The sequence below is a fragment of the Pseudomonas sp. NFACC10-1 genome (assembly GCF_900119195.1).
Lineage (GTDB): Bacteria > Pseudomonadota > Gammaproteobacteria > Pseudomonadales > Pseudomonadaceae > Aquipseudomonas > Aquipseudomonas cerasi.
Genome location: NZ_FPJB01000004.1, coordinates 324,981 through 338,285, shown reverse-complemented (window position 1 = coordinate 338,285; position 13,305 = coordinate 324,981). Strand labels below are relative to the sequence as shown.

At 58.3% G+C, this 13,305-nt stretch carries 14 protein-coding genes; 8 read left to right on the top strand and 6 right to left on the bottom strand.

Features of this window, described 5'->3' with window-relative positions:
- Position 1 precedes the first annotated feature (1 nt).
- Complete coding sequence (gene glgA, locus BT119_RS13825; RefSeq protein ID WP_003364480.1) at positions 2-1,600, bottom strand: glycogen synthase GlgA; 1,599 nt, start codon at positions 1,598-1,600, stop codon at positions 2-4.
- 616 nt (positions 1,601-2,216) lie between these two features.
- Here glgA and BT119_RS13820 point away from each other — a divergent pair.
- Positions 2,217-2,708, top strand: coding sequence for a GNAT family N-acetyltransferase (locus BT119_RS13820; protein WP_003364477.1), 492 nt, complete (start codon positions 2,217-2,219; stop codon positions 2,706-2,708).
- Positions 2,709-2,869: 161 nt separating this feature from the next.
- On the opposite strand, the gene BT119_RS13815 is transcribed toward BT119_RS13820, so the two are convergent.
- Positions 2,870-3,043 (bottom strand): DUF6026 family protein, encoded by a 174-nt coding sequence (locus tag BT119_RS13815; RefSeq protein WP_003364475.1) that lies wholly within the window; start codon positions 3,041-3,043, stop codon positions 2,870-2,872.
- Between the two features lie 263 nt (positions 3,044-3,306).
- Between BT119_RS13815 and gnd the strand changes: the two genes are divergently transcribed.
- Genes gnd through BT119_RS13795 form a run of 4 tightly spaced genes read left to right on the top strand, consistent with a single transcriptional unit; the run spans position 3,307 to position 8,534 of the window.
- Positions 3,307-4,332 (top strand): phosphogluconate dehydrogenase (NAD(+)-dependent, decarboxylating), encoded by a 1,026-nt coding sequence (gnd, locus tag BT119_RS13810; protein ID WP_072366055.1) that lies wholly within the window; start codon positions 3,307-3,309, stop codon positions 4,330-4,332.
- Positions 4,332-5,864, top strand: coding sequence for a glucose-6-phosphate dehydrogenase (zwf, locus tag BT119_RS13805; RefSeq protein WP_004413763.1), 1,533 nt, complete (start codon positions 4,332-4,334; stop codon positions 5,862-5,864). The genes gnd and zwf overlap by 1 nt, the downstream gene beginning before the upstream one ends.
- Positions 5,857-6,666: a Cof-type HAD-IIB family hydrolase gene (locus tag BT119_RS13800; protein ID WP_054081012.1), complete on the top strand. Its 810-nt coding sequence runs from the start codon at positions 5,857-5,859 to the stop codon at positions 6,664-6,666. Before zwf ends, BT119_RS13800 begins: the two co-directional genes overlap by 8 nt.
- A 50-nt stretch (positions 6,667-6,716) precedes the next feature.
- The gene (locus tag BT119_RS13795) at positions 6,717-8,534 is read left to right on the top strand and encodes a glycoside hydrolase family 15 protein (protein WP_044309394.1); all 1,818 of its coding nucleotides are present in this window, start codon (positions 6,717-6,719) and stop codon (positions 8,532-8,534) included.
- Here BT119_RS13795 and alkB read toward each other — a convergent pair whose 3' ends face one another.
- From alkB to BT119_RS13780, 3 genes are read right to left on the bottom strand one after another with little or no spacing between them, the layout of a single operon-like run.
- Positions 8,535-9,221, bottom strand: a complete 687-nt coding sequence (alkB, locus tag BT119_RS13790; protein WP_004413757.1) for a DNA oxidative demethylase AlkB — start codon at positions 9,219-9,221, stop codon at positions 8,535-8,537.
- A 24-nt stretch (positions 9,222-9,245) separates the two neighbouring features.
- On the bottom strand, positions 9,246-9,428 hold the full coding sequence (locus tag BT119_RS13785) for a hypothetical protein (protein WP_003364465.1): 183 nt from the start codon (positions 9,426-9,428) through the stop codon (positions 9,246-9,248).
- A 14-nt stretch (positions 9,429-9,442) separates the two neighbouring features.
- The gene (locus BT119_RS13780; protein ID WP_003364463.1) at positions 9,443-9,748 is read right to left on the bottom strand and encodes a DUF1883 domain-containing protein; all 306 of its coding nucleotides are present in this window, start codon (positions 9,746-9,748) and stop codon (positions 9,443-9,445) included.
- A gap of 167 nt (positions 9,749-9,915) precedes the next feature.
- Between BT119_RS13780 and BT119_RS13775 the strand changes: the two genes are divergently transcribed.
- Positions 9,916-10,269 carry a hypothetical protein gene (locus tag BT119_RS13775; RefSeq protein ID WP_003411257.1) on the top strand — a complete coding sequence of 118 codons (354 nt, stop codon included), beginning with the start codon at positions 9,916-9,918 and terminating at the stop codon, positions 10,267-10,269.
- A gap of 55 nt (positions 10,270-10,324) precedes the next feature.
- Here the strand turns inward: BT119_RS13775 and BT119_RS13770 are convergent, their stop codons facing one another.
- Positions 10,325-10,606: a hypothetical protein gene (locus BT119_RS13770; protein ID WP_042930286.1), complete on the bottom strand. Its 282-nt coding sequence runs from the start codon at positions 10,604-10,606 to the stop codon at positions 10,325-10,327.
- 374 nt (positions 10,607-10,980) lie between these two features.
- Here BT119_RS13770 and galU point away from each other — a divergent pair, with 374 nt between their 5' ends.
- Both galU and gorA read left to right on the top strand, forming a co-directional pair.
- A complete protein-coding gene (gene galU / locus BT119_RS13765) occupies positions 10,981-11,820 on the top strand; it encodes a UTP--glucose-1-phosphate uridylyltransferase GalU (protein ID WP_003364457.1) in 840 nt (279 codons plus the stop codon).
- A gap of 102 nt (positions 11,821-11,922) precedes the next feature.
- A complete protein-coding gene (gene gorA / locus BT119_RS13760) occupies positions 11,923-13,281 on the top strand; it encodes a glutathione-disulfide reductase (RefSeq protein WP_003364454.1) in 1,359 nt (452 codons plus the stop codon).
- Positions 13,282-13,305 lie beyond the last annotated feature (24 nt).

Below are 13,305 nucleotides of genomic sequence, written 5' to 3'. Positions count from 1 at the left end.
CCTAGTAGTTGCTGGAAATACTCACGTTTTTCTTCAACAGATCGCGATAGAGATCTGCGTAGGGCTCTACCGCCTGATGCCAGTTGAAGGGAGCCGCCATTGCACGGCAGCGCATGGCGTTGAGCAGTTCGGGATGAGCAAAGACCTGAAAAGTACGATCCAGGGCCTTGGTGTAGCTTTCGACTGTCGATTCGTTGAAGAGGAAACCAGTGACACCGTCTTCAATCGTATCGGCCAGGCCACCGGTATTGCGTGCGACAGGCAGAGAGCCGAAGCGTTGCGCATACATCTGGCTCAGCCCGCAAGGCTCATAGCGGGACGGCATCAGCAGGAAATCGCTGCCAGCGAACATGCGTCGCGCGTCGGTTTCGTTGAAGCCTATGCGCACGCCGATACGCCCGGGGAAGCGTGCCGCCAGTTCACGCATGGCCTCTTCTTCCTCGGGTTCACCGCGGCCGATGATTGCGATCTGCCCGCCATTGTTGACGATGTGTTCGGCGACGCCGATCGTCAGGTCCAGACCTTTCTGATACACAAGGCGTGATACCACTGCGTACAGCGGCCCGGTCGAGGCGTCCAGTTCGAACAACTCACGAACGTAGTCAGCGTTGATTTCCTTGCGCATCCATTCATTGGGCGCAAAGTGGCAGATCAGGTGTTCGTCGGTGGCCGCATCCCAACTTTCGTCGATACCGTTGGGGATACCGCTGAGCTGACCCTTGTTGGCCTTGCTTTGCAGGAAGCCTTCCAGGCCGCAACCAAACTCCGGAGTAGTGATTTCCCGAGCGTAGGTGGCGCTGACGGTCGTGATGTGGCTGGCAAAGGCCATTCCAGCCTTGATGAAAGACAGCTGGCCGTAAAACTCCATGCCTTCAGGGGTAATGGCGGAGTCCGGAATGCCCAGCTCACGGCTCGACGTCGTACTCACGGTCCCTTGATAGGCGAGGTTGTGAATAGTGAAGATGCTTGGCGTGGACTGCCCGCGCCAGCGCATGTAAGCAGGCGCCAGGCCGGCTGGCCAGTCGTGGGCATGAACCAGCTCGGGGCACCACTGGCTCTTGACTTCGCCAGCGGCGAACTCGGCAGCTGCCAGGCCCAGACGGGCGAATCGAATATGGTTATCGGACCAGTCACGGCCGGTGCTGTCGGCATAAGGGGTGCCTTCGCGCTCGTAAAGCTCCGGGCAGATCAGCACGTAGATCACCAGGCCATCTTTCATGTCCATGCGACCCACCTTGCAAGGCGGCAGCGCTGCATGCCCGCCCAGCTGGCTGATGATATGGATCGGATTACCGCTGTTGATGACCTGCGGATAACCTGGAATCAGCACTCGCACGTCGTGCAGGTGGCGCATGGCTCGCGGCAGTGCGGCAGACACATCGCCCAGGCCACCGGTTTTCACCAGATCGGCCAGCTCGGAGGTCACGAACAACACTTTGCGTCTGTTGACTTGAGACATGGTCGACTGAGGCTGAACAGTCGACGTTGGCATTTGCAGCACAGGAACGCTCTTGGTAGAGAACACCGGCAGATGAGTCAGCTCGCCGACAGGCTGGTTAAAACTCTCTCCCTTCTGGGTTTTCACAGCGGCGCTAATCATCAATTTTCCCCTTAAAACAGTCTTGGTGCATCACTTGATTTTTATTGGCCATTTCCTATGGCCGGGTACACATACGTGCACTACGCAAGATCGATACCCGTTTGGACCATGCATAGTGACAAAGCGGTGTGATGTCGCCATTACCGGATGTCAGCCAATAGCATAGATGCTCTAATCAGCTGACCCGGCCGTTTTGGAGAAGTTTCGACTTTTTTATTTGCGAATGTCTGGAACAGGCTTCGACGCCGCACGTGATGGCACGCTGCAGGTAGCAGCCGGGCGGTCGCTGCGCTTTTTTACCGCTGTTTTCGGCGTCCGTAGGGCTCATTACCGGTCGTCGGATCGTTGGACAATCCCGTCCAGGCGTTTGGTTTTCATCACTAAATCCCGATGCTGTCAGGCCGTAATGAGCAGCAACGGTGCGTAGCGCCTTTTCCGGGTGCGTGTGGCGGTCAATCTGCGGGCACGACGAGAAAATCCTTACATCTGCGCCGGAACATTTTGAAGCAGGGCAGGATAGAATCGGGCCGCAAGCCCCGGCCTTGACGTTGGCCTGAGGCGTTTACCCTATGACTGATTTCACTGAATCACTCTGATTGAATTGACGAGGATGGAAATGGAAGCCCCCGAGGTACTGGTACTGCAAGCGAGTTACACCAATCCTGTGCACGCGGATGCAATCGGGTTCGTATTGAATGAGTATTCAATGGATGCCTTGGGGACGGGGCGGCCTCTGTCGAACGACACCCGCCAGCAATTGGCAATCGAACTCGCGAAGCGTCCGTATGCGTTCAGTGTGCTGGCATTTATCTCGGGAGAGCCGGTGGGGCTGGTCAACTGCTTCGAGGGGTTTTCAACCTTTGCCTGTCGTCCGTTGGTCAATATTCATGACGTCGCGGTGATCTCGCAATATCGAGGCCTCGGTATCAGCCAGAAAATGCTGCTCAAGGTCGAGGAGATTGCACGCCAGCGTGGCTGCTGCAAGCTGACGCTGGAGGTACTGGAAGGCAACGAGATTGCGCAGGGGGCCTACAGAAAGCTTGGTTTTGACAACTATCAGTTGAGCCCTGAAATGGGGCGCGCGATGTTCTGGCAAAAAACGCTATAGAGAGCCGATTCGCCAGGGTTCTTTTCTTGATGGCGCTGGTGCAGACGTGCGCTAACCGGAGAGTGGAACTGGTTGCAGGGATCGACAGGAGGGCAGGTCAGGTGGGCAAGCCGAGTTATCGGGCTTGCCCTGAGGCGTTTTGAAGGATGATACAGTTACGGTCAGGCCTGAAGCATCTTGACGGGGGCGGATAACTGCGATTGCTGCAGCATCGAGCTCAAATGAGCCACTTTTTTCTGCAACTGCTCGCGCTCTTCTTTTAATGTGCGCAGTTCGTCACGACGGATAGTGACATACAGGGTTTGTGGTGCAAGTGCTGGTAGTACAGTGCCCATTGCTCACCTCGCAAATGGCGGATTCAACCTCAGAGAGGCCCGTGGCAATGACTTTCAATCCCTGACCGCCGCTGCTTACCCTCTCTATCGGCACCGATTTTGATTTCTTTTGCATGATTTTGGAACTTTTTTATTTTTAATTGTCGCGAATGTCTCTTAATCGCGACAAAATGCACCACAGGAGGGCGCTCGCGTCTTCATCTTCTCGCAAGGGAACCGACGTTCCGCCTCGCTTGACTAATCAGCATGCTCGTAACCTGTCGATGCGCTGGACGGCAAGCGAGGCACCTTTTTACGATTTAAGGAGCACCTTCATGCAACTTGGGATTATTGGACTGGGCCGCATGGGCGGCAACATTGCACGCCGTCTGATGCTGAATGGTCACACGACTGTGGTGTACGACCGTGATGAAGCATCGCGCAACGCCCTGGCCAATGACGGTTCGACTGCGGTCGCAGATCTGAAGGAACTGGTCAGCACGCTCGCTAAGCCCCGTGCTGTCTGGGTAATGCTCCCGGCAGGTGCGCCCACCGAAGACACCATTCAGACCCTCAGCGAGTTGCTTGACGCCGATGACGTGATCATCGACGGCGGTAATACTTTCTACAAGGACGATATCCGGCGCGCTCAGGAGCTCACTGAAAAGGGCCTGCATTACGTCGATGTCGGTACGTCAGGTGGCGTCTGGGGGCTTGAGCGTGGCTACTGCATGATGATCGGAGGCGAGGCCGCCGTTGTCGAGCGCCTCGATCCGCTGTTCGCGACACTGGCTCCGGGCCTTGGCTCGATCGAGCGCACTCGTGACCGCAAATCGACCGACGACCGCGCCGAACGTGGCTATATCCACTCCGGCCCTGCGGGTTCCGGGCATTTCGTGAAGATGATCCACAACGGCATCGAGTACGGAATGATGCAGGCCTTCGCCGAAGGCTTCGATCTTCTCAAACAGAAAAATTCCGAACACCTGCCGCCTGAACAGCGTTTCGACCTCAACACGGCCGACATTGCCGAAGTCTGGCGTCGTGGCAGTGTGGTGTCGTCCTGGCTGCTGGACCTGACTGCCGATGCCCTGGCTACCGACCCGCACCTGGATGCTTTCTCCGGTTCGGTTGCCGACAGCGGCGAAGGTCGCTGGACCATCGAAGCGGCCATCGAGCAGGCGGTTCCGGTTCCTGTACTGTCCAGCGCCCTGTTTGCGCGTTTCCGTTCTCGCCAGACAAGTTCGTACGCGGACAAGATGCTGTCCGCCATGCGCTTTGGATTCGGTGGCCACAAGGAACCCAAGTAATGGGCCTGTCGCGTGGCAGTGCCGAGCAAAAAACCGAGGTAGCCCCACCCACGACCCTGTTTCTGTTCGGTGCGCATGGAGACCTGGTCAAGCGCCTGTTGATGCCGGCGCTTTACAACCTGTCACGCGACGGTCTGGTGGATGAAGGGCTGCATATCGTCGGCGTCGATCACAATGCGATCAGCGATGCCGACTTTGCGAAAAAGCTCGAGAACTTCATTCGGGATGAAGCCGCCGGCAAGGTTGCTGGCGGTGGCAAGGATCCCCTCGACCCGGCCCTGTGGAGCAAGCTGGCCGAGCGCATCAGTTATGTGCAGGGCGACTTCCTCGACGATTCCACTTATCAGGACATCGCCAGCAAGATCGAGAGCACTGGCACCGCGAATGCGGTGTTCTATCTGGCCACTGCGCCGCGGTTTTTCAGTGAGGTTGCCCAGCGGCTGGGTTCGTCAGGTTTGCTGCAGGAAACCGAAAACGGGTTTCGTCGCGTCGTGATCGAAAAGCCCTTCGGCTCCGATCTGGCCAGTGCGGTCGAGCTCAATGGCTGCCTGCTCAAGGTCATGAGCGAGAAGCAGATTTACCGGATCGATCATTATCTGGGCAAGGAGACGGTGCAGAACATTCTGGTCAGCCGTTTCTCCAATGGCCTGTTCGAGTCGTTCTGGAACAATCACTACATCGACCATGTCCAGATCACGGCTGCGGAAACCGTAGGCGTCGAAACCCGCGGCAGCTTTTACGAACACACCGGTGCCTTGCGCGACATGGTGCCCAACCACCTGTTCCAGCTGCTGGCGATGGTTGCGATGGAGCCGCCTGCCGCTTTCGGTGCCGATGCCGTTCGCGGCGAGAAGGCCAAGGTGGTCGGTGCAATCCGGCCCTGGAGCCAGGAGGAAGCCCTGGCCAATTCGGTGCGTGGCCAGTATGCGAAGGGCGTGATGGGCGACAAGCAGGTCGTCGGTTATCGCCAGGAAGATCGCGTGGAGCCGGACAGCAACACCGAGACCTACGTTGCGCTCAAGGTCATGGTCGACAACTGGCGCTGGGTGGGCGTGCCTTTCTACCTGCGCACCGGAAAGCGCATGAGCGCTCGCAGCACTGAGATCGCCATCTGCTTCAAGCCTGCTCCGTACGCGCAGTTCCGCGATACCGAAGTCGACCGGCTCAAGCCCAACTACTTGCGGATCCAGATCCAGCCCAACGAAGGCATGTGGTTCGACCTGTTTGCCAAGCGTCCTGGCCCGGAACTGAAGATGGAAGATATCGCGCTGGGCTTCGCCTACAAGGATTTCTTCGAGATGCAGCCCTCCACCGGGTACGAAACCCTCATTTATGACTGCCTGACCGGTGATCAGACGCTCTTCCAGCGGGCCGACAACATCGAGAACGGCTGGCGTGCAGTGCAGCCGTTCCTCGACGCCTGGGCCGCGCAGCCGCAAGTGCAGCTTTACGAAGCTGGCAAGGATGGTCCGCAAGCGGGCGAAGAGTTGCTGAGTCGTGATGGTCGGGAATGGAGAGAATTGAATGTCTGAACTGCCCGTACAGTTCCTGTTGTCCGACATCGACGGCACGTTACTGCGCCGTGATCACAGCCTTAGCCAAGCCAATATCGACGCCATCAAGCGCCTGCGTGATGCGGGCGTTCACTTCACGCTGGCCAGCAGTCGCCCGCCCAGGGCCATGCGCCAGGTGATCGAAGCGCTGGGTGTGGATTTGCCCACCGTGGCATTCAATGGCGGCACCATCACTCATCCCGATGGCAGCCTGTTGGTGGCTCATCGCATTGACCCGCGCGCCGTTCGCATCTGTCTGGAGTTGTTTGCCGGGCAGAACGTTGCCATCTGGGTATTTGCCGATGATCAGTGGCTGCTGCTCGATCCCGACGCCGATTACGTCGATCATGAGCTCGATGCGCTGGGCTATGACTATGTTCAGGTCGAGAGTTTCGAGCCGTATCTGGATCGCGTCGACAAGATCGTCGCGGCCAGCGGTGATTTCGAGTTGCTCAAGACCCTTGAGGCGCAGCTCAATCCGCAGATCGAAGGACTCGCGCTGGCGGCCCGCTCGCAAAAATACTACCTGGATGTCACCGCGCTGGAGGCCAACAAGGGTTCCGCTCTGGTCGCGCTGGCGGACTATCTGGGCGTCGACCTGTCGCGTACGGCGGCCATAGGCGACGGCGGTAACGACGTGGCGATGTTCCACAAGGCAGGCTTGTCGATTGCCATGGGGCAGGGCGAGCAGACAGTCAAGGGACAGGCTGATCATGTTACTGATAGTAATGAGCAGGACGGAGTGGCCAACGCCATCGAGCGTTACATCCTGAACGCCTGATCAGCTGTTTACCCACGTTAACGAATCATCATCACGACGGGCATTTCTGGATGGCTGCACTGATCGAAGACTACGCATTGCTGGGCAACTGCGAGACGGCGGCGCTGGTCGCCCGTGATGGTTCGCTGGACTGGTTGTGTTTCCCCCGCTTCGACTCGACGGCCTGTTTTGCCGCTCTATTGGGGAGTGATGAACATGGCCGCTGGAAGATCGCGCCGACCGCCGAGGTTATCGCCGTCGAGCGCCGTTACCGCGACGGCACGCTGATTCTCGAAACCGTTTTCGAAACCCGTGACGGTCGCGCCATGCTGATCGATTTCATGCCCATGAAGACCTCCGGCCACGTGGTGCGCATGGTGGTCGGGCTGTCCGGTCGGGTCGAGTTCGCTGTAGACCTCGCCATCCGTTTCGATTACGGCAGCAGTGTGCCCTGGGTCGAGCGAAAGGATGCTCATACGCTGACGGCAGTGGCCGGACCGGAAATGCTGGTTTTGCGCAGTCCTGTGGCACTGCATCCTCAGGATCATCACACCGCCAGCCGTTTTCACGTCGATGAAGGCGAGCGCAAGGTCTTCACGCTGGCCTATCAGGCATCCTTTGCACCCTTGCTCGAGCAGATCGATGCCGACCAGGCTCTGGAAAGCACCGCTGCCTACTGGCGCGAGTTTTCTGATCGCTGCCCTGACGTCGGGCCGTGGACGGCTCAGGTAAAGCGCTCGCTGATTACGCTGAAAGCCATGACCTACGCGCCCACCGGCGGCATCGTTGCCGCCGTGACCACCTCACTGCCCGAACAGTTGGGTGGCGAGCGCAATTGGGATTACCGCTATTGCTGGCTGCGCGACGCCACCATGACCCTTCTGGCATTCATGAATCTGGGTTATTTCGAGGAAGCTCAGGCCTGGCGGGACTGGCTGTTGCGCTCGGTTGCCGGTAACCCGGAACAGATCCAGATCATGTACGGCGTAGGCGGCGAGCGGCGTTTGCAGGAGTATGAGCTGCCCTGGCTGGGTGGCTATGAGAACTCACTGCCGGTGCGCGTCGGCAATGGTGCGGCGACGCAGGTTCAGCTGGACGTCTACGGCGAAGTGGCCGACGCCATGATCCAGGCGCTGCGCGGCGGTATGGCGCAGCACCCGCGCAGCGTGGCGATTTCCAAGGTGGTCATGCCGTATCTGGAGAAAATCTGGCACCTGCCGGATGCGGGCATCTGGGAGATACGTTCCGAGCCGCGGCACTTCACGCACTCGAAAGTCATGGCCTGGGTGGCCTTTGACCGTAACGCCACGCAGATCGCCCAGGCTGCCGAGAGCGATGAGGATCGTGCGCTGGCAGTGCACTACCGGAAAGTGGCGGACGAAATCCATGCCGATGTCTGTCGCCACGGTTTCGATGCCGAGCTTGGCAGCTTCGTACAGACCTATGGCTCGACAGAAGTGGATGCCAGTCTGCTGCAGATTGTGCTGACCGGTTTTCTTGCGCCTGAAGACCCGCGAGTTATCGGTACTGTCGCGCAGATCGAGCGTACGCTGATGCAGGATGGTCTGCTGCTGCGCTATGACAACGAGCGCAGTGTCGATGGCGTTGCCGGTCGGGAAGGGACGTTTCTGGTCTGTTCGTTCTGGCTGGCCGATGCCTACGTCTTGCTGGGCCGGGCTGATGATGCCGCGCGGCTGTTCGAACGGTTGGTGGGTCTGTGCAATGACGTTGGTCTGCTGGCCGAACAGTACGATCCGAAGGGCGGGCGCATGCTGGGCAATTTCCCGCAGGCGTTCAGCCACATCGGCATCATCAATACAGCACTTAACCTGCACCGGGCGGTATGCCCGGCGCTGGCCCGGACGTCCGGCGTGCTCGAAGAGGCCTGATCAGCTGTCGCGGCCGGCCTTGCGAAAGGTCAGGTTGATCCGTTGCTCACCCAATTGCGGATGTTCTGCCTGCTTGATGGGCAGAATGCCGTGAAAGCGCAATCTGTCCTCGCCGCCCCAGACCACCACGTCGCCATGAAACAGGGAAATGCGTTGAGTCTTGTCGCTGCGCAGCAGGCCGCCGAACTGAAAGATGGCCGGTATGCCCAGTGATACCGACACCACTGGCCAGCGATGGTCGTGTTCGTTTCGGTCCTGATGCAGGGACATCCTGGCGCCCGGGATATAGCGGTTGATCAGACAGGCGTCAGGCACGAACCCGGCATAGCCGGCTGCGAGTGCGGCGTCCTGCGCCAGGTGCATGAAGGCGTCCGGCATCGCCGGCCAGGCCTGTCCTGTTTGCGGGTCGGTTGCCGTGTATCGATAACCATGACGGTCGGTTATCCAGCCCAGTTGTCCGCAACTGCTCAGCGCTGCAGACATGCTCAGACCGCTGGGGGTCTGCATGTGCCGGAACGGCGAAAGGCCCAGCGTTTCCTCAAGGGCGGCCAACAGTTGCGGCATGTCGGTCAGCGCAAAGCCTCTGAACAGCCACGACCCAGGCCCGATCCGCTCATCGCTGCGAGGCTGGGCCGTCTGGTCTGCGAACAGGTCCAGCGTGGCGGGAGTGTCACCTTTGCGTTGCATGGTCGGATCGAGCTCCGGTGAGTATCAGAGAGCCTTGCTGACCTTGACGTCGGTAATAAGGTCGTCGCTCTCGCCGTGCATTTTCTTCAAGGCGGCTTCGGCTTCCTCGGTGGACGCCGATTGCAATTGGGCGAATTCGAAGCGGCGTTCGCCATTGAGCTTATAGCTGACAGCGAATTTGGTCGTACGCGGGGCTGGATTGTTCACGGTGACTCCTTGCATCATCCCAGGCGAGAGGTCGAGCGCCGGACGATCTTGATCTTGTGAGTGAAAGGCAGTTTGCGTCCGGCGTTGGTGTCTGCCTTGCGGCCTGCAGTATCGATGGTGATGTTCCAGAAACCGGTGCTTGGCGCGGCGATCTTGGCCGGAAATCTGTCGAACGCGCCGCCATGATAGGTGTGCCGACCACCATTTTTAAAGCTGCGAAAATTCGCATCGTTCATCAGGCGAATATTGCAGGTCTGAGAGCACTCGATGACGACAAGGTCGTCCTCGTTGAGATGCTCACGCTGGTGTACGAATTTCATGACGGGCTCCGAAATGGGGGTTTTTCTGAAAAATCAAAACGATAGCATGCGACGCCCGCAATTTGACGTCGGTGAGCATTAATTTGCCGTGTTTCCGGGAAAAAATGCCTCAGCCGGGATTTAATTGCGCTGGGGCTTGTCGTAGGACCTTTATTTGGAGGCTTTGTATGAAACTGGCTGCTGTAGTAGTCCTGGCCCTGGCAATGACTGGCTGTGCCACAGTGAACGACATTGAGCATACACCCCCCACCATGAACGTGATGTCGGGCAAAAATCCTCAGGAATACGCCGATTGCTTCGCTGGCAAGATCAGCAGCAGTCGCAAGCCGCCTCTGATCGAGCCTCGCCATGACGGCCTGCGGGTCATCGTCGCGCAGAAACTCAGCAAGTCACCCGCGGCAGTAGTGGATATCGAAAGCCGCTCGGGCGGTAGTACGATCAAGGTCTACGAACGACTTTCCAACGTGCCCATTCGTTTCAGGGATGTGCAGAACGCTGCCGAAGCGTGCATTTCAGGCTGATCAGTCAGGCCGGGTCAGCTGGCCCTGTCCGCGGTGGACAGGGCGGCAGACCTGATTACTTGCAGACCACCAGCACGCTGCGGCTTTTGTAGTTGCCAACGTCCACGCCCAGCGTCTTGTCGCTTTCGGCAGGTTGCGGGGTGCCATCTGTGCCGACAATTTCATAACCTGTGCCTGCACAGGACGCATCCGCCTTTTCGTAGCAGCTTGCCCAGGACATCGCCTCGCCGGAGCAGTCGATGCTCAAGCCCTGTTTGCCGTTTTTCAGGTAGGTATTGGAGGCGGTTGCGCAGCCGGTGAGGCCCAGCACAGCAATAATGCACAAAATTCTGATCATGTTTTTCGCTTCGAGATAAGGCCAGGGAATTAACAAATGCGAGCGTTGGACTGATAACGGGTGCCATCGTTCCGCCATGTTTTGCATCATAAACTGCCTGCCTCCCACTTGTCGCCGCTTGCCGTTGGCGAAGCCGGGCGTAAAGTCCGCAGTCGTCGAGAAACGGTGTTGAGGTCCGGCCGCGCAGGCCTTGAGGGCAGTTTGACGGTGCCTTGAGCTGCTTTTATGTAAAGGCAATATCCAGAAAGTGCGGAACTATCTGTACGAGTATTCCTCTATCATGGCATCGGACGGCCAAAGGCGGGGCATTGTAAGGTGCCTGCCTCATCATTAGACTGCGCCGTTAACACCAACAGCCCTTACCAAGGACTTTTATGATCAAGAAATGCTTGTTCCCAGCAGCCGGTTACGGTACTCGCTTCCTGCCAGCGACCAAGGCCATGCCCAAGGAAATGCTGCCGGTGGTCAACAAGCCACTGATCCAATACGGTGTTGAGGAAGCCCTCGCTGCAGGCCTGACCGAAATTTCCATCGTGACCGGTCGTGGCAAGCGCGCTCTTGAAGACCACTTCGACATCAGCTATGAGCTTGAGCACCAGATCAAGGGCACTGACAAGGAAAAGTACCTCGTTGGTATTCGCAAGCTGATCGACGAGTGCAGCTTCTCGTACACCCGTCAGACCGAAATGAAAGGTTTGGGCCATGCCATCCTGAGCGGTCGCCCACTGATCGGCAACGAAGCTTTCGCCGTGGTTCTCGCGGACGACCTGTGCGTCAACCCTGAGGGTGACGGTGTGCTGGCGCAGATGGTCAAACTGCACAAGCATTATGGCTGCTCGATCATCGCCATTCAGGAAGTCGATCCGCAGGAAACCAACAAGTACGGCGTGATCGCGGGTGAAGAGATCAAGCCGGGCCTGTTCCGCGTGACCAACATGGTTGAAAAGCCTAAGCCTGAAGATGCGCCGTCCAACCTGGCGATCATTGGCCGCTACATCCTGACTCCGGACATTTTCGAGAAAATCGAACAGACCGAGCCGGGCAAGGGTGGTGAGATTCAGATCACCGACGCCTTGATGAAGCAGGCTGCCGAAGGCAACGTACTCGCTTACAAGTTCAAGGGTGAGCGTTTTGACTGCGGTGGTGCGGAAGGCTACATCCAGGCGACCAACTTCTGCTTCGAGCATTTCTACAAAACCGGCAAAGCGCATTGATTTCTGATTGATGACGCCCGGGACAAAGCCACCTTCGGGTGGCTTTGTCATTTCTGACTGGCCGCCAAGCGGCTATGCTGTGCCTCTGCCAAGGAGATATCGATGGCCTTTGATTTTGATCTGTTTGTAATTGGCGCCGGCTCGGGCGGCGTCAGGGCGGCGCGTTTCGCTGCCGGTTTCGGCGCAAAGGTCGCTGTGGCCGAGAGCCGCTATCTGGGCGGAACCTGCGTCAACGTAGGATGCGTACCCAAAAAGCTATTGGTGTACGGGGCGCATTTTTCCGAGGATTTCGACCATGCCAAGGGCTTCGGCTGGTCGCTGGGTGAGGCCCAGTTCGATTGGGCCACGCTGATCGCCAACAAGGATCGTGAGATCAATCGCCTTAATGGCATCTATCGCAAGTTGCTGGTCGACAGCGGCGTGACGCTGCTTGAAGGGCATGCGAAATTGACCGGCCCGCAGCAGGTCGAAATCAACGGTCAGACCTACAGTGCCGAGCGCATTCTGATTGCCACCGGCGGCTGGCCCCAGGTGCCTGACGTACCAGGGCGCGAGCACGCGATCACCTCCAACGAGGCGTTCTATCTCAAAACGCTACCCAAGCGGGTCGTCGTAGTGGGTGGCGGCTACATCGCGGTGGAGTTCGCCTCGATTTTCAACGGGCTCGGCGCCGACACCACGCTGGTCTATCGCCGCGAGTTGTTCTTGCGTGGCTTTGATGGCGGTGTTCGCACCCATCTTCACGAAGAGTTGCTCAAGCGCCACATGACGATTCGCTTCAACAGCGATATCGAGCGTATCGACAAGCAGGCCGACGGCAGTCTGCTGTTGTCCATGAAAGGTGGCGGCACGCTCGAGACCGATTGCGTGTTCTACGCAACAGGGCGCCGCCCAATGCTCGACAACCTCGGTCTGGACAGTGTCGACGTCAAGCTGGACGAGCACGGCTATATCAAGGTCGATGACAATTACCAGAGCAGCGAGCCTTCTATCCTGGCCATCGGCGATGTCATCGGGGGTGTGCAGCTGACGCCGGTCGCTCTGGCTGAAGGCATGGCGGTCGCGCGCCGACTGTTCAAGCCCGAGCAGTATCGCCCGGTAGACTACAATCACATCCCGACGGCGGTTTTCAGTCTGCCGAACATCGGTACGGTCGGTCTGACCGAAGAGGATGCAATCAAGGCCGGGCACGATGTGCAGATTTTCGAGAGTCGTTTCAGGCCGATGAAGCTGACCCTGACCGATGATCAGGAGCGCACATTGATGAAGCTGGTCGTCGATGCCAAAACCGATCGTGTGCTGGGCTGCCATATGGTCGGGCCGGATGCTGGCGAAATCGTCCAGAGCCTGGCCATTGCCATCAAGGCTGGCGCGACCAAACAGGTATTCGACGATACTATCGGGGTACACCCGACCGCGGCAGAAGAGTTTGTTACCATGCGGACGCCTGTCAAACGTTAAGTCACGCAACGTCCGGAGTTCAGG

Excerpts from the sequence above, each read along its gene's own strand:
- BT119_RS13780 (WP_003364463.1), bottom strand. The coding sequence starts at position 9,748 with ATGAAATTCGTACACCAGCGTGAGCATCTCAACGAGGACGACCTTGTC.
- BT119_RS13815 (WP_003364475.1), bottom strand. The coding sequence starts at position 3,043 with ATGGGCACTGTACTACCAGCACTTGCACCACAAACCCTGTATGTCACT.
- BT119_RS13795 (WP_044309394.1), top strand. The coding sequence starts at position 6,717 with ATGGCTGCACTGATCGAAGACTACGCATTGCTGGGCAACTGCGAGACG.
- BT119_RS13775 (WP_003411257.1), top strand. The coding sequence starts at position 9,916 with ATGAAACTGGCTGCTGTAGTAGTCCTGGCCCTGGCAATGACTGGCTGT.
- zwf (WP_004413763.1), top strand. The coding sequence starts at position 4,332 with ATGGGCCTGTCGCGTGGCAGTGCCGAGCAAAAAACCGAGGTAGCCCCA.
- gnd (WP_072366055.1), top strand. The coding sequence starts at position 3,307 with ATGCGCTGGACGGCAAGCGAGGCACCTTTTTACGATTTAAGGAGCACC.
- BT119_RS13770 (WP_042930286.1), bottom strand. The coding sequence starts at position 10,606 with ATGATCAGAATTTTGTGCATTATTGCTGTGCTGGGCCTCACCGGCTGC.
- alkB (WP_004413757.1), bottom strand. The coding sequence starts at position 9,221 with ATGCAACGCAAAGGTGACACTCCCGCCACGCTGGACCTGTTCGCAGAC.
- BT119_RS13820 (WP_003364477.1), top strand. The coding sequence starts at position 2,217 with ATGGAAGCCCCCGAGGTACTGGTACTGCAAGCGAGTTACACCAATCCT.
- galU (WP_003364457.1), top strand. The coding sequence starts at position 10,981 with ATGATCAAGAAATGCTTGTTCCCAGCAGCCGGTTACGGTACTCGCTTC.
- gorA (WP_003364454.1), top strand. The coding sequence starts at position 11,923 with ATGGCCTTTGATTTTGATCTGTTTGTAATTGGCGCCGGCTCGGGCGGC.
- glgA (WP_003364480.1), bottom strand. The coding sequence starts at position 1,600 with ATGATTAGCGCCGCTGTGAAAACCCAGAAGGGAGAGAGTTTTAACCAG.
- BT119_RS13800 (WP_054081012.1), top strand. The coding sequence starts at position 5,857 with ATGTCTGAACTGCCCGTACAGTTCCTGTTGTCCGACATCGACGGCACG.